Source organism: Dyadobacter sp. CECT 9275, assembly GCF_907164905.1.
Lineage (GTDB): Bacteria > Bacteroidota > Bacteroidia > Cytophagales > Spirosomataceae > Dyadobacter > Dyadobacter helix.
The window spans coordinates 3,391,344-3,408,162 of record NZ_CAJRAF010000002.1; the positions used below are offsets into that span (position 1 = coordinate 3,391,344).

The following is a 16,819-nucleotide window of genomic DNA, read 5'->3' on the forward strand; positions in this document are numbered from 1 at the left end:
CGGCGGATTAAAACTATGAACTGGCTTTTTCTATTTTTTGCCTTTTTAATTGGTATCTCCAACACCGTTCAGTCGGGTGTGAACGTGCAGCTGCGTGAATCTCTGGGAAATCCAATACTGGCGGCGGTCTCTTCTTTTTTTGTCGGCCTGGTGGTGCTTCTTATCGCCTTTGTTTGTTTTAACCAAAGTCCGGTTCCCAGTATTCAGGAAATCAAATCCATCCCCTGGACGCGGTTCCTGGGAGGTCTCATGGGCGCATTTTATGTACTAACGGTTGTATTTATCGTGCGGGATATCGGGCCCGCCAACATGATTTGTCTGGTTGTTGCCGGACAGATGATCGCCGCCATGACCATTGACCATTTCGGCTTACAGGGTTTTGCCATTCACCAAATTACCCTGCCCAGGATAGCAGGTGCTATATTATTAGTTGCGGGGGTCTACCTGATTCTTAAAAATTAATACATCATCCATGGATGCGCTCTCTCAATAACTAGCTTATAAAAACCACCTGTCAAATTTCTTGCAGCTTTTGTAAAAGGAAAGTTAATATTCGGGTGATTTTCTTCGCGCTTCAGTTTCAGAATGAATAAATTTGAATAATAATTGGTAAGCCAATAGTTAAAAGACATATAATAAGTATGCTTTTCATTAGCATTGAAATTTTATCATACCCACATGACACACCATTCCGATCACCGTGCCTATTTTTTCAAAATAGACACCACCATAAAAAAAATCAGAAATGCCCTTCAGAAGCAGCTTAATGAAGCCGGTTTTGATCTCACCGTAGATCAATGGGTGCTCATTGACCATATATTTCGTCAGCAGGGTATCAGCCAGAATGAACTGGCCGAACTTACCTTTAAAGATCCGCCCACGGTTACCAGGATTATTGACCTTCTGGAAAAGAAAGGACTGGTGGAGCGTGGCCTGGCTGCTGGCGACAGACGAAAATTTAATCTGTTCCTGACAAAGACCGGTGAGGAGATCTACCAGAAAGCATATCCCATCGTAGTAGAGATCAGGAGAAAGGGTTGGGGTGACCTGAGCGAGGCGGATTATCAGCATTTTGTAAGGATCATGGACTCCATTTATCAGAATTTTACCTGACCGTCCTGATTTTATATCTTAACTAAGGGAGTGACTGCAAACTGGTTCACTCCCTTTTTATTTTTGGTTAACAAACCTTAACAAAAAGGATAGCCACTTACCCGCTGTTGCTGTAAACCTTTTGCAGATATCCCGTGTCTAAACCCTGTATCATGAAGTAAGATTACCAAAACTGATGATACCGTTAGCATTTTAAACACCTATCAGCTCAGACGATTTGCTCAGGAGTTAATATCGGAGTATCTAAGCTGATTTTAAACAACAAACAGACAAATGAAAAAGGGAATGTTATTGAGTGCTCTGCTGGCCGGAGCCGTTGCATTGGAGTCCGTCGCTCAGGTGAAGTATATCGAACAGCTGCCGCAACGCAAAATTGAAGTTACAGGTACTGCGGAAATGGAAGTCGTTCCGGATGAGTTGTATTTTAATATCTCTCTGAGAGAATATTATGGAGATGAAAAAAATCAGAAAGACAAAGTTCTCATCAGTACCCTGGAAAAGCAGCTGGTCAAGGCCGTAGCGGAAGCAGGACTACCCGAAAAGAGCTTATCCATCAGTGGTGTTGGCGGTTATCAGAATTATGTTGATAAAAAGAAAAAACCTGCTTCCTTCCTCGAAAATAAACAATATGAACTGAAAGTAAACAGTCCGGAGAAGCTTGATATCATCCTGTCGAAGATAGACAGCCGGGGCGTTCAATACGCGAATATCGGCAGAGTAGATCATTCCAAAAAAGAAGAATTCAAAAAACAGGTAAAATCCGATGCATTGAAGGCGGCGAAAAGCAAAGCTGAATATCTGCTGGCCTCGATAGATGAAAAACTTGGAAAAATACTGGAAATAAGAGAGCTCGACGAAAGTATCAATTATCCTCAACCTATGTTTGCCAAAGCCAATGTCCGCGCTTTTGCGGAAGCAGCCGACGCGGTAACTGAAAGTGATGTGCAGTATCAAAAGATAAAAATAACCTACAGAATGCAGGCAGCTTTCGAAATCAAATAGGCTGGCACAATTGTTTCTGGTACCTCGTGATATCCGATGAGAAAAATCATTTCTTTTCTTTCAAAACATCGGTAACTTTAATGGATCAACCAAAAAAACCAGATAAAATCATGAGTATCAACGCAAAACACCTTGCCACTTTTATACTTGGAGCTGCCGCAGGCGTGGCAGCGCACAAATATCTTCAGTCAGAAGAAGGCGAAAAGCTTCTGGAAGATTTGAAAACCAAAGCGAGCGATCTTAAGGCGGAAGCAGAAAATGCCGTGGACAAAGCGCCCGAGTATTTTGAAGAACTTAAAACCAAAGGGGCCGAAACACTGAAATCAAATTTCCCCGATGCAGAGCAGTTCTTTAAGGAACTGTTTGAAAAGTTTTCAGGAAAAGGCACAACGGCCACAGGAACGGACATTGATCCGAATCCTGCCACATAACCGATTCGTATAGCCTGAAGACAGAAAAGGGCCGGAAATTTTCTTCGGCTCTTTTCTGTCTTCAGGCTGCCAACAGATTATTCAGTTGCGCATACTGGATGAGCATCATGGTTTTTGCATCCCTGATCTCCCCACTTTTAAGCATCTGCACGGCTTTTTCAAAGGCAATTTCCATCACTTCAATATTTTCCTGCTCGGCATCACAGCCGCCTCCGGCACCCATCTTCATGCCCTCATCATATTCGGCCACGAAAAAATAAAGGATCTCCGTGACAGAACCCGGTGACATGTAGGCTTCAAATATTTTCTTCACCGAACCGATCTTATACCCTGTTTCTTCCTCCGTTTCCCGCCTGATACAGGCCTCAGCATTATCCTTGTCGAGCAACCCCGCACAGGATTCTATCATCATCCCTGTTGCATTACCGTTGGTATAGGTCGGCAACCTAAACTGTTGCGTTAGAATAATACTTTGCTTGATTTTATTGTACAGCAAAATCGTTGCACCGTTTCCGCGGTCGTAGGCTTCCCTGGATTGCCTTTCCCAAACGCCATCTTTCCGCTGATAATCGAACGTGAATTTTCGGAGGGTATACCAGTTGTCCGACAATACCTCTTCCGACACAATCTTTACATTTTTATTCGTGAACATGATAAATGCTGATCATTTATGATTATTTTTGAACAAAAGTACTTCTAAATATGAGTTTTCAAAACCGGAAGAATAAAATTCTTCAGCTTGTCAGGGAACATGGCGAGGTGAACATAAAGGAATTATCCGCTGCCACCGGCGCCTCAGGAATCACAATCAGGCGTGACTTGCAGGTACTAGCCGAAGACGGCCTGATTTTCCGCACCCACGGTGGCGCCATGAAACCCGACCTCGTTAAAACACCTGTGGATTTTATAAACAAAGTTGCCCGCCATATTTCAGAAAAAGACCAGATATGCAGGCGGGCCGTACAGCTGATCGAGGAAGGAGATACCCTCTTTATGGATTGCGGCAGTACGGTTTTCCGGCTTTGCGGATTGATAAGGCACATGGATGTTCGGGTGATTACCAATTCTTTACCCGTGGTGCACGAACTGATGGGCAGTACAGTCCGGCTGAACCTGATCGGCGGCGAACTGGATAAAATGCGGCAGGCAATGCATGGCAGTATTGCGGTGGAGCACATCGGCCGATACCACGCCAACAAAGCTTTTGTCGGTGTGGATGGCATTTCCGCCGCAAAGGGCCTGTCCGCCAGCAGTGAGAAGGAAGCTGAAATTACAATGGCCATGGCAGCAAATTCCAGCCAGACCTACCTGCTTTGTGATGCTTCCAAAGTTGGCAGGGACAGCTATCTTCAATTTGCGGATATTGATATCCTTTCTGCTTTGGTAACCAATGAAAAAACAGAATCCGTATTGAAAATTCAGGAGAAAGGCCTTCCGGTGCTTATTTGATAGTTAAGTTTTATATTGCCGTTTCAAAATAAAATCTAAAGTAACAATAATACCCTTATGAAAACTGCCTCTTACTGGATTGAAAGATACAACCTGCTTCCGCATCCGGAAGGAGGTTATTTTGCAGAAACCTACCGGTCAGCGGAGGGTATCAGCCAGGAAGCGTTGCCTGACCGGTTTTCGGGAAACAGAGCGTTTTCAACGGGGATATATTTCCTTTTGGAATCACATCATTTTTCTGCTTTACACAGGATCCACTCGGACGAGATGTGGCATTTTTATGCTGGCGACCCGCTGGACATATTCGTAATGTATCCTGAAACCGGGGATCTGCAGATCATTCAGCTCGGACCGGACCCGGAGCTGGGACAAACGTTTCAGGCCGTAGTTCCCGCCGGAACCTGGTTTGGTTCGCGTACGGCTCCCGGCGGGCGTTTTTCTCTGGTGGGCTGTACTGTAGCCCCGGGTTTCGACTTTGCCGATTTCGAAATGGGCAGCCGCGAATTCCTTTCAGAAGAATTTCCCCAGCATCATGCCCTGATACAGGAACTTACACATTCCTGAATCCGACGAATTCTTTCAATAACCAACGCTTACATCATCCCCCCTTGGATCTGAACCGCCTTCCAGCCAGCCATCCGGACGGATCAGGATACAATCCATCCGACCGATGGTGTTACGTTGCTGTTCAAGGATATATCCTTTTCCCGTCAATCGCTGGATGGTGCCTCCGGAAAATGCATTGGCCTCAAAAGTGGTTTTATCAGGCAGCCACTGATGATGGAATTTCAATGCATTTACAGCCTGCTGCATAGTCATGCCATGTTCCAGAACATTTAACAGGGTCTGGTATACCGACGTTATGATTGTTGAGCCACCTGGAGTGCCCAGCACCATCAGCAGCTTTCCGTCTCTTTCAATGATCGTTGGCGTCATGGACGATAGCATCCTTTTTCCTGGGGCTATAGCGTTGGCTTTATTTCCAATGAGGCCATACATATTGGGAGCTCCTGCTTTTATACTGAAATCATCCATTTCGTTGTTCATTAAAAATCCGCCGCCCTTCACCACCACTCCGCTGCCATAACTCCCGTTGAGGGTGGTGGTAACGGCCACGGCGTTGCCCTCTTTGTCCACAACCGAAAAATGCGTGGTTTCCATACTTTCATATCCCGCTATCTCCCCACCATGGATATTTTTGCTATCCGTGGCCTGGGCCCAGGAAAAATCTTTCCAGCGGTTTTGCAGATAATCCTTGCTCATAAGGCGGGATGCAGGGATTTTCACAAAATCAGGATCTCCCAGAAATTTTGCCCTGTCGGCGTAAACCCTCCGTTCGGCTTCAATCATCACCTGGACGGTGGAATCATTGTGCCATCCCCATTTCTTTAAAGGATAAGGTTCAACCAGGCGCAGTAATTGTACCAGCGCAATTCCGCCGCTGGATGGCGGCCCCATGGTAATTACCTTATAATCCTTATAGTTTTCCAGAATGGGTTCTCTCCATTGTGCATGGTAATTGTTTAGGTCTGCCCGGGTTATGATACCCTGTTGATCCCGGCCAATATCTTTTGAAAGCAGTCTGGCCACTTTCCCTTTGTAAAAACCGTCCCGCCCTTTTTTCTGAATTTTCTTCATTACCTTGGCCAGATCTTTCTGAACAAGCACATCTCTCGCGGCCCAATCCTTACCAGACGGCGCCTGAAAATACCCCGTTCCGGGATTTACCGCCAGCAGGTCTTTTTTAATAGCATTAAGTCCACGGGCTTCTCTTTCCGTTAGCAAGACACCCTTAGTGGCCAGATCGACGGCCGGCTGAAGCAGTGCTTTCCAGGGAAGCCTGCCATACCTGGCATGAACCTGCGCCATACCATCCACAGAGCCCGGCACTCCTGAGGCCAGCCTCCCCAGGGTACTCAAATCAGGGATGATGTTACCAGCCTTGTCCAGATACATATCCGCATGGCTTTTGGCGGGTGCTTTTTCCCGGAAATCGATGCTGTAACTTTTTCCTGTATGCTCACGGAAAACCAGAAACCCTCCTCCGCCTATATTACCTGCCGCCGGATGTACCACGGCCAGTGCAAACTGCACCGCCACAGCGGCATCCACGGCATTGCCTCCCGCTTTCAGTATTTCAACGCCTACACGGGATGCCTCCGGATGCGCAGAAGCTACCATGCCATTTTGGGCCATTACACCTTGCCTGTCTGTAAAAAAAGCCTTTTGGGCCGGGTCGTCGGACAAAAACCGATAGAATCCCGTGGATTCCCTTACCGGCTGCTGAGCCAGGGATATTCCTGAAAAAAAAGTAAATACTAAAATAAACCGGCAGGGTATTTTCATATGGTTTCTATTGGCGTTGATGCTGTAATTTACCAAATGTTGGTAAAAGGTTGATAAGAAATCGTTTTTGTGAAATTTTTAATAAAAATCATTTTACTGAGATTTTCATTTCAGCAATTCAAACAGGTTAAATGCCTTTTATAACAATTTACTTCGCCACCAAAAACAATACCATTACCTTTTGTAAACGATTGGCCCTGTATTTCAAATCAAGAGACTTATAACAATGAAATTTTTACGGCAGATATACGAGAGTTTCCGGTTTGCATGGCAGGCGCTTAAGTCCAATATAACCCGTACGATTCTTTCCCTGCTGGGTGTCACCGTCGGGATTTTTGCTATTGTGGCCGTATTCACCATTGTTGACTCGCTGGAAAAAAGTATACGGGATAGCCTCAAGTCCATTGGTGAAGATGTTTTTTATGTACAAAAATGGCCCTGGGGCTTTGGAGGTGAATATCAATGGTGGAAGTACTTCCAGTGGCCCAGCCCCTCCAATGCGGAATACAAGTTCCTTTATGACAACATGGAAAAAGCAAGTGCCGTAGCCGTTATGGACTTCAGGGGCGGGGTTACTTTAAAAAACGGAAGTAACAGTATGGATGCCCTCATTCAGGGAATATCCTATGAATACAACCAGATCTCCGATGTTCCGCTGGTATCAGGCCGCTATTTTATGCAGCAGGAAACCTCCAACGGAAGAAATGTGGCCATTATTGGCTGGGATATTGCACAGGCACTTTTTCCAAACCAGGTTGCCGAAGGAAAGATTTTTAAACTGGCAGGGAATAAATTTACGGTTGTTGGTGTACAGGAAAGAAAGGGGGAAAGCCTGGTTGACTTTGGCGGAAACCCGGATAAGAAATGTATCATAACCTATGGATCTTTTGCCAAGATGTTCCAGTCGGGCAGGCCGGACCCTGATATTGTTGTAAAAGGCCTGCCGGGTGATGAAGGCCTCAAAGAAGCAGAAGCCGAGGTAATCGGCCTGATGCGAACCAAAAGGGGAATCAAACCCAGAGGAGAGAATAATTTTTCTATCAACCGCCCCGAAGCGGCCGCTCAGGCAGTTTCAGGCTTGTTTTCCGTACTCACGCTGGCAGGTTGGGTAATCGGGAGCTTTTCTATTCTGGTAGGAGGTTTTGGAATCGCCAACATTATGTTTGTATCCGTCAAAGAGCGGACAAACCTGATCGGTATCCAAAAATCTCTGGGAGCGAAAAATTATGCTATCCTCTTCCAGTTCCTTTTCGAGGCTGTCATGCTCAGCCTGGTGGGCGGTCTGGTGGGTATCTTCCTGGTTTTTCTGCTGAGTTTTATGCAATTAGGATCCCTGAAGATTATCCTGATGCCTTCTAACGTCGTACTAGGTCTGGCTGTTTCATCGGTGATCGGGGTACTTTCCGGAATTATCCCTGCTATGCTGGCGGCACGCATGGACCCCGTAATAGCCATACGCGCCAAATAATCTCTTGGAAAAATCATTCCGATTTACGAAGTTCGCTTTCATTCACACTTAGACGATCATACTATGCGCAAATGGCTCATTCTCTTTATATTCCTGGCAATCATTTTCGGGATATTGTATTACATTACCTTCGGCTATTACAGCGAAGGAAAGCGTGGCGGATATGTAAACAAAATCAGTAAGAAAGGATATCTGTTTAAAACATTTGAAGGAGAACTGCGCATCGGCGGTATTTATGAGGGAGACGGAACGATGAATGCTTCTGAATGGTCGTTTTCTGTCAGTAATAGCAACAAAGAGGCAATTGCCAATCTGGAAGAAGCCATCAAAAACGGTTCAAGGGTTTCATTGACCTATGAAGAGAAATTTTTCACGTTACCCTGGAATGGAGATACCAAATATTTTGTGACAAAGGTTGAGGTTTTACACAACAGCCGCAGTGCTTTCCCGCCTGCCCAGCAATTACCTGCTCCCACGGAAATAGACACCAATTCGGTTTTATAAATTAGTCAAAATGGTTATATCAGGAGAGTCGCTCAATGACTGTCCTGATATAACCATTTCGACTACTGAAGGTGAGCTGTCTGCTCTCCGTTTTTTGGCCATACAAACCCGAGTACCACCCGGCAGACGCAACCGCCGGAATTTCTGTTCCCGCATGATCAAAAGCAATGAGGGAGAAGCGCTCCGGAAAAAATTCGGATGGGTGCCAGTGCTGACACATAGAGATACCCGCGGGGATATTTGCCATGCGATCCTCAACTTCCCAACGCAGCCTTCCTGCATTTTTCCGGACACGCCGGTAATGTACAATCCCGTTACCTGCTTGCCTGAAACCTTCAAAACTTCCCTCAAACACGGTATCTTCCCCTTCTTCCGTCCACTTTCCTTCGCTTTTATGAATCCAGTCGTACCAGATAAACCGGGGGCCTTTCCGCATCTGATCAAAATCCCCGGGCATCACTGTATTGTGGCTGGCCGTTCCGGCAAAATACTGCGTCAGCTTTTCGTCCGTATTATATTTAAAGGTACCTGCATCGCGCAATATATTTTCTCCGTTTACCCAGAGGTCAAGATGCAGGTTGTCAGCCTGAAAAGGCCTGTTTTTATAATTTCCGCAACGCAGAAACGTGAGACTTTCCTTCTCTTTTAATAGGTAATATCCTCCGCTGGCAAATTCAAAAGCGCCTGATCCTCCGGAGATCTTTCTAACAGGCAGGTTGTCTGTTACACCCAGCCAGCCCGCTTCTTCCTGCCAAATACCATCGGAATACCCCAGATTTATTTTTAAAGTACCAGCCAATGCGGATAACTGCGGGCGATAATCGCGGAAATGGGAATTTGTCAGCGGAAAAAATAAGGCACCGTCGTTATTACCATAATTGGGTAACCAGCCCGAGGTATCATCCTGGCAGGTTCTGAGAAACTGAAGCGATTTCTCCGCCCTGTCGTAAACAATATCACTGAATTGCTCTCCGTTTAATTCGGAAAGTTTCAGCCCCCAGGTAAGTAGCTGCACCACCACCCGATGGTAATTCATTGAGAACTGAAGATAGGTCCCATCCTGATCAATCTGGTACTCAATTTCCTGCTCAAACCATTTCTTGCCGTTTTCTTTCCAACGCTCGCTTTCCGGGAAAAAAGGATATAAAAGTCCCACCAGATACAACGTGAGTGTTTCGGTGATGGCGTGATTATTTCTGACTGCAATTCTGGAGAACTGAATATTTTCAGCTACATGCCTCATTTGCTGGTCCATACTGCGGGAAATTATCTGAAACGTTTCGGCCGTAAGGTTATCCGAATATTTGTAATAATACAAAGCGAATGTCCAGTTTAAAACCCGTAGCGATATTTCCTGGCTACACCTCCAGTTGGGCCCGCAATTAACAGGGTTGGCTTTAATCCAGTCTTCTATTTCATAAAATACCTTTTCGGACTGATCTTCCTTAAAATGGTGGTCATACCTTATGAGGTCATATAAAAAGGTAAACCGGGATCTTTCCCAGACATATTTGATGTCACCCGCCTGTTTGGAAAAATCAGGGATTTCTGTCCAGTGTTTATCCCGATCATACCGGTACCCGGTTTCGGGATTGGTATGCCAGCCGGTGACCGTGTACCAGGTTGAGCTGAAAAACAGATGCGTTCCCGCGTAAAGTCGTTCAACCTTTTGCTTCAGGCTATCCTTCTCTTCTTCCGGCAAAAAAGGTATCCCGGATAAAGTCTCATCTCCCGGTTTCCCATCCAGAAAAAACCTTCCGCCCTGTTGGTACCATTGTTCCTTGGTCATAAAAGTGCCGCTGGTTTTGTCGACAGGGAATCGCCTTTTCAGCAGTCCCGTTCGCAGCTGAAACTCGTGCCAGCTCCTGAACGCCGCATATCGAAAGCCCATGTTGCGGAATAGCTGGAAAAGATTCAGAAAACGGGTCATTTATGATCAGGATATATTTTGACAAATTTCACAGGTTCACCCAGCGCTCCTCTCTCAGACTTTGCAGGGCGGCAAAAGTGGCCTTGGAAGTATTGATAATATCCTCTATCGGAATAACGGGCCCGCCTCCTGTTTTAACATTTTCAATCAGCCGGCGAAACTGCTCCCTATGCCCTTTGTCCTGGCTGCTTTTCATTTTGGAAAAACTTTTGAAACCATAACCTGCAAGCGTGCGAAAGTTATCCAGCACCAATGTTCGTTCCTGTGTGTAAACCTCTACGCGCTCCTTGGAATATGCTTTGCTTCCATTCGAAAAATAATTGATGACACCGGTAGACCCGTTTTCGAATTTCATAAGGAGGCTGGCGTTATCTGTAGTTTCGGCGGGATTGTTTCCCATGGCATTCATGCAAACCGCCGAAACCCTGCTGCCGGTAAGATACACCAGGAGGTCAATAAAATGGCAGGCTTCCCCAATGATCCTGCCGCCCCCTACGTGCCTGTCATGCACCCATGATCCCGCCGGGATAAATCCGGCGTTCATAGTGGCAATGATATTCACAGGAGCAGTACCCAGCAGCGTTTTCATCTTTTGTATATACGGAGAAAAACGACGGTTGAATCCGACCGTCAAGGACACATTCCGGGGTGTTGAAAAAAACTGCGTGATTTCGTTCAGTTCCTCTTCAAAAATTGCCAGTGGCTTTTCCACAAAAACGTGTTTTCCGGCTTCCAATCCTTCCAGGGCCATTGCGGCGTGCTGATTGTGCCGGGTCGTGATCAGTACCAGGTCTACTTCCGGATCGCGGAGTATCTCTTTATAATCGGTGGTACTGAAAGCAATTTTATGTTTTCGGGCCAGGGAGGTCGCTGACAGCCCGTTTGCACTGGCAATATATTTAAGAGAAATATCTGTCAGCACGGGTAACATGGTCATTTTGGTAAAATTCCCCGCTCCAATGATCCCAGCCACACCCTTTCTTCCTTCAAATGAAATATCCTGGTACTGAATAACTTTGGATGTTTCGGGTCTTTCCGGATAGGTAAGAATGGAGGCTATGGAGCCCGAATTTCCCAGCGAGCCATAGATCTTGTCAAATTCTTCCAGCTCGGCTATTTCCGTAATGAAGGGTTTTACATCCAGCAGGCCTGTGGAAAGCAGCTGCAGAATGGTCTGAAAATTTCTGTTTTCCGTCCATCGCACATAGGGCAGCGGATAATCCATCCCTTTTTGTTCATACGCATCATCGTAACGCCCTGGCCCATAGGAGCAGGAAACCTGGAAAGTCAGCTCCTTCTCATAAAAGTCCGCCCTGCTGATGTCCAGCCCAATCACACCGATTAACACAATCTTACCCCGCTTGCGTGACATCCTTGCAGCCTGCGCAATAATATCGCTGGTTTTGGCTGATGCGGTAATGATAACCCCGTCGGCACCTGCGCCTCCGGTCAGGTCTGTTACATACTTATCCACAGCATCCTGCGCGGGATTCAAGGCAATGATTCCCTTTGCTGCTGCGAGGTCCAGTTTATTCACGTCCGGATCAATCCCGACGACCCGGCAGCCATTCATTTTAAGCAGCTCGGCAGTGAGTAAACCGATCAGTCCCAGGCCTATCACCACCACCGTTTCTCCCAGGGTAGGGCTGAGCAAACGGATTCCCTGCAGACCTATGGCGCCGATTACCGTAAAAACGGCTTCCTCATCGGATACGCCCTCCGGGATTTTAGCAACCAGATTCCTTGGCACACACACCATTTCGGCATGCTGCCCGTTACTGGCCACCCGGTCGCCCACCTGAATATCCTGAACGCCTTCCCCCACGGCCGTCACAATACCCACATTACAATAGCCCAGCGGAATAGGCTGCCCAAGTTTGTTGAATACCGCTTCCATCGTAGGCAGCAATCCATCAGACTTAATCTTATCGATCACCATTTTAACACGGTCCGGCTGCTGCCTTGCTTTTTCAATCAGGCTCGCTTTTCCGAACTCGACCAGCATTTTTTCGGTTCCCAGAGATACCAGGCTTTTGGTGGTTTTAATGAGTACCGCGCCTGTTTTTACCAGCGGGGCAGGTACTTCTTCCAATAGGGTCTGCCCTGTTTTCAGGTTCTGGATAAGCTGTTTCATTCGTTTTATTTACCTGGATTTACTCCGGAGTAACTGTTTTGGTATGGATTTGATCATGCCGGGATGCAAGATAGCAGACTGAATGCAAAAACCACAGCGCAAAAAAAGACCGATCCACACCAGACCGGCCTTTTCTAATTACTATGGCGAAATTATAGATTGGCTTCCGGCTCGGGGCCGACAGTACTTAATATCTTTTAACCTTCAAAAGGAATTGCCGTTTTCTCAACCAGCTGGGTCCATTCCGGGAGCTCAGGAATACCTGGTTTCCTCTTGCCAAAAAACTGATTGAACATCGTTCCCTCCTTGTCGATTAGCTCAATACCGGTTACAATCCCGGCTTCACTTGGTTTTTTCACAACCCAGGCTTCATCAATTGCATCCTGACGCAGGTGCAGATTAAACTCCGGATCCATGATATTGAGCCATGGGCCCATTACGAATATTTTATCAACAGGTCCGGTATGGATCTGGATACAGTTCTGATTGGATACAAAAACCATGATCGGTACCTGCGTTTCCGAAGCTCCGTCGAAAATCGCTTTCATGCTATCCGGTGCAATACGGTAAGCATATCCTTCCGGAGCCAGCCGCAGTGCCTGTTTGCGGCTCAGTTTATACTTTCTCAGCAAACCAAAAAAATCGTGGGTATCTTTCAAGGTCAGCCATTCTGCCTGAAAAGCCGCGGTATCTATGTCCGGAGTATTCTCCTCTTCCATCTTTTTCTCCTCGCGTGGTTTCACAAGGAGATTCACCTCCTGGTCCGCAGCAGCATATTTGGCAACAAGTGCATCAAATGCCTCCTTGTTGCTTTTATCTGTCAGGTAAATTTTGTGTGCAGCATCACCAAAGCTATTGAAAAACTGAAGGCTATGGCGGTCGTTTTCATGGACCGCAAATCCAAACTTCCAGTCTCCCAGAAAAAGGCGAAGGTCAATATCCGGACCTAAGGCAAGCCCTACGTGGTTGTTAAAAGAGACGTTTTCATATACTCCTTTTCGCTCATGAACCACATGATCGTTACGCGTCAGGGCCATCACATGCCCCAATGTACCCACTTCTTTGAGCAGTTCACGAAAATCCCCTTCCAGCAAAATCGCCGTTTCTCCGATACCAGTGGCAACCAGTTCTGCTTCGGTTGTGTTCAGTTCTCTGGCTGCGTCACGTATGCGTGTTTTAGGGTTCCGGATCTTAAATTCGTTCCAGATTTCTTTCAGTTCCGGACGACTGGGTGTGAGGATTGTTTTCATATTATACACTTTGATTTTAGAAAGTTCGGTTTCAAAATTTTGCTTCAACCTATCATAAACTTACTGACGCCTGAACATATCTGGAATAATTACCGGGAAAGGAGCATTCTCCGGTCGGATGATCTGCACAGGTAACCCAAATGCCGATTTAATATTCTCTTCCGTTAACACCTCCTGAGGTGGCCCATCCGCGATAATACTTCCCTTTTTCATCACCAGCACCTTGTCAGCATATTGCAGCGCATGATTGAGATCATGTACCACGGCCATAACCGCGAAACCTTTCCCGCACATATCCTTGGCCAGCCTGAAGGTTTCATACTGATGCAGAAGGTCCATGCCGGTAGTGGGTTCGTCCAGCAGAATAAGCCCGTTTTTTACTTCCCATATCTGCGCCAGTGTGCGGGCAACCTGTACGCGCTGCTGCTCTCCACCCGACAAGGTTGGGTACAGCCGGTTTCTTAAAGAGGCAATACCTGCTTTCTGCATGCAGAGATCCACAATCGCGAGGTCGCGCTCAGAGGGTTCGGCACTGTAATAAGGATAGCGGCCCATGAGCACGATATCTTCCGCTGTGAAAGAAAGCGTGATACTATTTTGCTGGGCCAGTATGGCTCGTTTTTGGGCTAATTCCCTCAGCTTATATTTATTAAGGTCTTTCCCTAAAAAGGATATACTGCCGGTAGTAGGCGAATATTCCCTTGACAGCAATTTCATCAAGGTAGATTTCCCGGCTCCGTTTGCTCCTACCACAGCCCGAAACTCCCCCGACTGCACACGAAACGTAAGATTATGAACAAGGTTTCGGCTCTTCACTCCAAAAGTAACCTGGTTTACTTCAATCATAATTTCTTCCTTTTTTTCTCCCAGAGAATATAAAGAAAGAACGGTGTACCCAACAGGGCGGTAAGTATCCCGATGGGCAGTTCGGATGGCGCTACCAGTGTGCGGGAAATGGTGTCGGCCAGCGTGAGCACAATAGCACCGCCCAGTGCAGAACCCATCAGAAGTGTCTTGTGATCAGGGCCGAAAGTGGTACGGATGATATGGGGTACCACCAGCCCTACAAATCCAATGGTTCCGGCAACGGCTACCGAAGCCCCTACACCCATTGTGGCCAGAATAATTACCTGCCGTTTCAGAATTTTCATATTCACACCCAGGCTGGCAGCCTGGCTCTCGCCGAGCACCAGCAGATTCAGCGCTTTGGCCAGATAAGGCATAAAAAAGGCCGAAATCAGTACGAAGGGGGCAATTGAAATAACCGAGGTCCAGTTGGCCCCACCCAAACTTCCCAGATTCCAGAAAGTAATGGTACGCAGCTGGTCATCGTCAGCGATATAGGTCATCAGGCCGGTCACAGCACCAACCAATGCATTTATAGCAATCCCACAAAGCAACATGGTAGTTACACTGCCTTCACCGGTTATTTTTGAAAGCTGATACACCAGCCCGGTGGTAAGCACAGCACCCATGAAGGCAACCAGCGAGATAGCATACGCACCGCCCACTTCGTTGAGGATAAGGGTGTATTTTACATTGAGCATAATCACGAACACGGCGAACATGGACGCTCCCGAAGTAACGCCGATCAGTGTTGCATCGGCAATGGGGTTTCTGAACAATCCCTGCAGAGACGCCCCTGCAATACCTAGCCCGATCCCGACAAGTACGGCCAGACAAACCCTTGGCAGCCGTATCACCCAAAAAACGATTGATTTTTGCTCCTCAAAAGACGCATTCGACGAAATCCCCAGCTTAAAGCTTATGATTTGCCAAAGTTCGGGCACGGAAATAGATAATGCTCCGGTGCACGCAGAGAACAACACGCATCCCAGTAAAATAAACCCCAGAATAAAAAGCATGCGTCCGTTAGTCGCAGGCTTTCTCTTACCCAAGGGCAGGATCGTTTCCTCATTTATAAGCTTTTCCTTTAGTGTTTCCGCCATCATAATGATATACTACTTAACTTTTTGGGCGAGCTCAATCACAGCCTTTCCCAAACGTGGGCCGAAACCGGTCAGAAACTGACCGTCCATTGACACCACTTTTTTATTTCTGCCTGCATTTGTTTGGGCAACACCAGGTACTTTTAACAATCCCTCCATCCCTTCCAAACTTTCCAGTCCGCTCGAAAATAGTACCAGCACATCAGGATTGGCCACAATCAGCGACTCTGAAGTCAAAGGTTTGAAATCACTAAAATCCTGAACGGCATTTTTATATCCGGCGAGGCCGAACATCTTATCCAAAGACGTGCCGGTTCCCGAAACCATGAGGGTACCTGTGCCTCGTGCATAGATAAAAAGCAGTTTTTTGGATGATGTAACCGGAGGTATTCTGGCCAGGTCGGACTGAAGGGTTCTCACCAATTTTTCGGCTTGCGGTTTGGCGTTAAAATAGGCTCCTACTTCCCTGATAAGCTTTATAGCCCCTTCTTTGGAATACTCGTGCCGAAACTCCACCACCTTTTTTCCGCTGCTTTTCAATTGCCTGATGACCATGGGAGAGATCATACTCTGGTCGGTGTAAATAATCACGTCGGGGTTCAGCGTGATGATCCCTTCTGCTGCAATCGTCCGGTTATGACCTATCTTAGGTACCTTGTCCAGAGAGGCAGGATAGGTACTGGTGACGTCCACACCAACGATCTGCTTTTCGAGCCCTAACCCCACCAGTATCTCACTTAAGGTTCCGTTTGCCGAAACAATACGAAGTTCCTTCGCCGCGAATACCCTGGCAGGCAACGAATTAATCAACAGAACCAAAACCAGCAAACCATACTTCAACCTGTAATTTTGCATGAAACGGGTACTTATTTTTTAAAGGAAAATATCTTGTCAATTTCCAGAATCAGAAAGGTTTCCTGAAACAGATTTTTGATTTCTTCCAATTCAGGCCCATCGAAAGAAAGCATGAAATTGGGTATCGGTGATGGCAAAAGGTGCGTTTTCCCGTGTGGCAATGCCTCGTTCAGCTCGTGCAGATGATCCTGCTCATACAGGATGGACTGAAAGCCTCGCAGACCATCTTCCGTGAAAACAAACAGAATATTACCAAAAACAAAATTGTAATGATCGCAGCAATTGCATTGTCCGATATACCCTCTGTCCGACTGGCTCAGAATGCGCAGAGAGTTGTATGAATGAGATGCTTCCGGCATAAAACACAGTTAAATAAATACCACCATTA

At 46.6% G+C, this 16,819-nt stretch carries 17 protein-coding genes; 8 read left to right on the top strand and 9 right to left on the bottom strand.

Going from position 1 to position 16,819, the window contains the following annotated elements:
- The first annotated feature begins 15 nt into the window (after positions 1 to 15).
- The 4 genes from KOE27_RS21790 (at position 16) to KOE27_RS21805 (ending at position 2,546) form a co-directional block, all read left to right on the top strand.
- Positions 16 to 462 carry a DMT family transporter gene (locus KOE27_RS21790; RefSeq protein ID WP_215240898.1) on the top strand — a complete coding sequence of 149 codons (447 nt, stop codon included), beginning with the start codon at positions 16 to 18 and terminating at the stop codon, positions 460 to 462.
- Positions 463 to 678: 216 nt separating this feature from the next.
- Positions 679 to 1,113 carry a MarR family winged helix-turn-helix transcriptional regulator gene (locus KOE27_RS21795; RefSeq protein WP_215240899.1) on the top strand — a complete coding sequence of 145 codons (435 nt, stop codon included), beginning with the start codon at positions 679 to 681 and terminating at the stop codon, positions 1,111 to 1,113.
- A gap of 273 nt (positions 1,114 to 1,386) precedes the next feature.
- Positions 1,387 to 2,115 (top strand): SIMPL domain-containing protein, encoded by a 729-nt coding sequence (locus KOE27_RS21800; protein WP_215240900.1) that lies wholly within the window; start codon positions 1,387 to 1,389, stop codon positions 2,113 to 2,115.
- A gap of 110 nt (positions 2,116 to 2,225) precedes the next feature.
- A complete protein-coding gene (locus tag KOE27_RS21805) occupies positions 2,226 to 2,546 on the top strand; it encodes a YtxH domain-containing protein (RefSeq protein WP_215240901.1) in 321 nt (106 codons plus the stop codon).
- Between the two features lie 61 nt (positions 2,547 to 2,607).
- On the opposite strand, the gene nudK is transcribed toward KOE27_RS21805, so the two are convergent.
- Positions 2,608 to 3,198, bottom strand: a complete 591-nt coding sequence (gene nudK, locus KOE27_RS21810; protein WP_215240902.1) for a GDP-mannose pyrophosphatase NudK — start codon at positions 3,196 to 3,198, stop codon at positions 2,608 to 2,610.
- Between the two features lie 50 nt (positions 3,199 to 3,248).
- On the opposite strand from nudK, the gene KOE27_RS21815 reads away from it, so the two are divergent.
- Together KOE27_RS21815 and KOE27_RS21820 are read left to right on the top strand one after the other, a co-directional pair.
- A complete protein-coding gene (locus KOE27_RS21815; protein WP_215240903.1) occupies positions 3,249 to 3,995 on the top strand; it encodes a DeoR/GlpR family DNA-binding transcription regulator in 747 nt (248 codons plus the stop codon).
- Between the two features lie 57 nt (positions 3,996 to 4,052).
- Positions 4,053 to 4,559: a cupin domain-containing protein gene (locus tag KOE27_RS21820; protein WP_215240904.1), complete on the top strand. Its 507-nt coding sequence runs from the start codon at positions 4,053 to 4,055 to the stop codon at positions 4,557 to 4,559.
- Between the two features lie 15 nt (positions 4,560 to 4,574).
- Here the strand turns inward: KOE27_RS21820 and ggt are convergent, their stop codons facing one another.
- Entirely contained in the window at positions 4,575 to 6,341 is a 1,767-nt protein-coding gene (gene ggt, locus KOE27_RS21825; RefSeq protein WP_215240905.1) for a gamma-glutamyltransferase, read from the bottom strand.
- A 226-nt stretch (positions 6,342 to 6,567) separates the two neighbouring features.
- Here ggt and KOE27_RS21830 point away from each other — a divergent pair, with 226 nt between their 5' ends.
- Positions 6,568 to 7,809 carry an ABC transporter permease gene (locus KOE27_RS21830; protein WP_215240906.1) on the top strand — a complete coding sequence of 414 codons (1,242 nt, stop codon included), beginning with the start codon at positions 6,568 to 6,570 and terminating at the stop codon, positions 7,807 to 7,809.
- 63 nt (positions 7,810 to 7,872) lie between these two features.
- A complete protein-coding gene (locus tag KOE27_RS21835; RefSeq protein WP_215240907.1) occupies positions 7,873 to 8,313 on the top strand; it encodes a hypothetical protein in 441 nt (146 codons plus the stop codon).
- Positions 8,314 to 8,332: 19 nt separating this feature from the next.
- Here the strand turns inward: KOE27_RS21835 and KOE27_RS21840 are convergent, their stop codons facing one another.
- The 7 genes from KOE27_RS21840 to KOE27_RS21870 all read right to left on the bottom strand — a co-directional run bounded on the left by KOE27_RS21840 (position 8,333) and on the right by KOE27_RS21870 (position 16,790).
- Complete coding sequence (locus tag KOE27_RS21840) at positions 8,333 to 10,243, bottom strand: heparinase II/III family protein (RefSeq protein ID WP_215240908.1); 1,911 nt, start codon at positions 10,241 to 10,243, stop codon at positions 8,333 to 8,335.
- 28 nt (positions 10,244 to 10,271) lie between these two features.
- The gene (locus tag KOE27_RS21845) at positions 10,272 to 12,377 is read right to left on the bottom strand and encodes a bi-domain-containing oxidoreductase (protein ID WP_215240909.1); all 2,106 of its coding nucleotides are present in this window, start codon (positions 12,375 to 12,377) and stop codon (positions 10,272 to 10,274) included.
- Between the two features lie 197 nt (positions 12,378 to 12,574).
- Positions 12,575 to 13,627, bottom strand: a complete 1,053-nt coding sequence (locus KOE27_RS21850; protein WP_215240910.1) for a hemin-degrading factor — start codon at positions 13,625 to 13,627, stop codon at positions 12,575 to 12,577.
- Between the two features lie 60 nt (positions 13,628 to 13,687).
- The gene (locus KOE27_RS21855; protein WP_215240911.1) at positions 13,688 to 14,473 is read right to left on the bottom strand and encodes a heme ABC transporter ATP-binding protein; all 786 of its coding nucleotides are present in this window, start codon (positions 14,471 to 14,473) and stop codon (positions 13,688 to 13,690) included.
- Complete coding sequence (locus KOE27_RS21860; protein ID WP_215240912.1) at positions 14,470 to 15,579, bottom strand: FecCD family ABC transporter permease; 1,110 nt, start codon at positions 15,577 to 15,579, stop codon at positions 14,470 to 14,472. Before KOE27_RS21860 ends, KOE27_RS21855 begins: the two co-directional genes overlap by 4 nt.
- Positions 15,580 to 15,588: 9 nt before the next feature.
- On the bottom strand, positions 15,589 to 16,431 hold the full coding sequence (locus tag KOE27_RS21865) for a heme/hemin ABC transporter substrate-binding protein (RefSeq protein ID WP_215240913.1): 843 nt from the start codon (positions 16,429 to 16,431) through the stop codon (positions 15,589 to 15,591).
- An 11-nt stretch (positions 16,432 to 16,442) separates the two neighbouring features.
- A complete protein-coding gene (locus tag KOE27_RS21870; protein ID WP_215240914.1) occupies positions 16,443 to 16,790 on the bottom strand; it encodes a DUF6686 family protein in 348 nt (115 codons plus the stop codon).
- Between the last annotated feature and the right edge of the window lie 29 nt (positions 16,791 to 16,819).

Bases quoted from the DNA above. Each gene is read 5' to 3' on its own strand.
- KOE27_RS21845 (WP_215240909.1), bottom strand. From the start codon at position 12,377: ATGAAACAGCTTATCCAGAACCTGAAAACAGGGCAGACCCTATTGGAA.
- KOE27_RS21805 (WP_215240901.1), top strand. From the start codon at position 2,226: ATGAGTATCAACGCAAAACACCTTGCCACTTTTATACTTGGAGCTGCC.
- KOE27_RS21840 (WP_215240908.1), bottom strand. From the start codon at position 10,243: ATGACCCGTTTTCTGAATCTTTTCCAGCTATTCCGCAACATGGGCTTT.
- KOE27_RS21830 (WP_215240906.1), top strand. From the start codon at position 6,568: ATGAAATTTTTACGGCAGATATACGAGAGTTTCCGGTTTGCATGGCAG.
- KOE27_RS21850 (WP_215240910.1), bottom strand. From the start codon at position 13,627: ATGAAAACAATCCTCACACCCAGTCGTCCGGAACTGAAAGAAATCTGG.
- ggt (WP_215240905.1), bottom strand. From the start codon at position 6,341: ATGAAAATACCCTGCCGGTTTATTTTAGTATTTACTTTTTTTTCAGGA.
- KOE27_RS21795 (WP_215240899.1), top strand. From the start codon at position 679: ATGACACACCATTCCGATCACCGTGCCTATTTTTTCAAAATAGACACC.
- nudK (WP_215240902.1), bottom strand. From the start codon at position 3,198: ATGTTCACGAATAAAAATGTAAAGATTGTGTCGGAAGAGGTATTGTCG.
- KOE27_RS21835 (WP_215240907.1), top strand. From the start codon at position 7,873: ATGCGCAAATGGCTCATTCTCTTTATATTCCTGGCAATCATTTTCGGG.
- KOE27_RS21865 (WP_215240913.1), bottom strand. From the start codon at position 16,431: ATGCAAAATTACAGGTTGAAGTATGGTTTGCTGGTTTTGGTTCTGTTG.
- KOE27_RS21855 (WP_215240911.1), bottom strand. From the start codon at position 14,473: ATGATTGAAGTAAACCAGGTTACTTTTGGAGTGAAGAGCCGAAACCTT.
- KOE27_RS21820 (WP_215240904.1), top strand. From the start codon at position 4,053: ATGAAAACTGCCTCTTACTGGATTGAAAGATACAACCTGCTTCCGCAT.
- KOE27_RS21860 (WP_215240912.1), bottom strand. From the start codon at position 15,579: ATGATGGCGGAAACACTAAAGGAAAAGCTTATAAATGAGGAAACGATC.
- KOE27_RS21790 (WP_215240898.1), top strand. From the start codon at position 16: ATGAACTGGCTTTTTCTATTTTTTGCCTTTTTAATTGGTATCTCCAAC.
- KOE27_RS21815 (WP_215240903.1), top strand. From the start codon at position 3,249: ATGAGTTTTCAAAACCGGAAGAATAAAATTCTTCAGCTTGTCAGGGAA.
- KOE27_RS21870 (WP_215240914.1), bottom strand. From the start codon at position 16,790: ATGCCGGAAGCATCTCATTCATACAACTCTCTGCGCATTCTGAGCCAG.
- KOE27_RS21800 (WP_215240900.1), top strand. From the start codon at position 1,387: ATGAAAAAGGGAATGTTATTGAGTGCTCTGCTGGCCGGAGCCGTTGCA.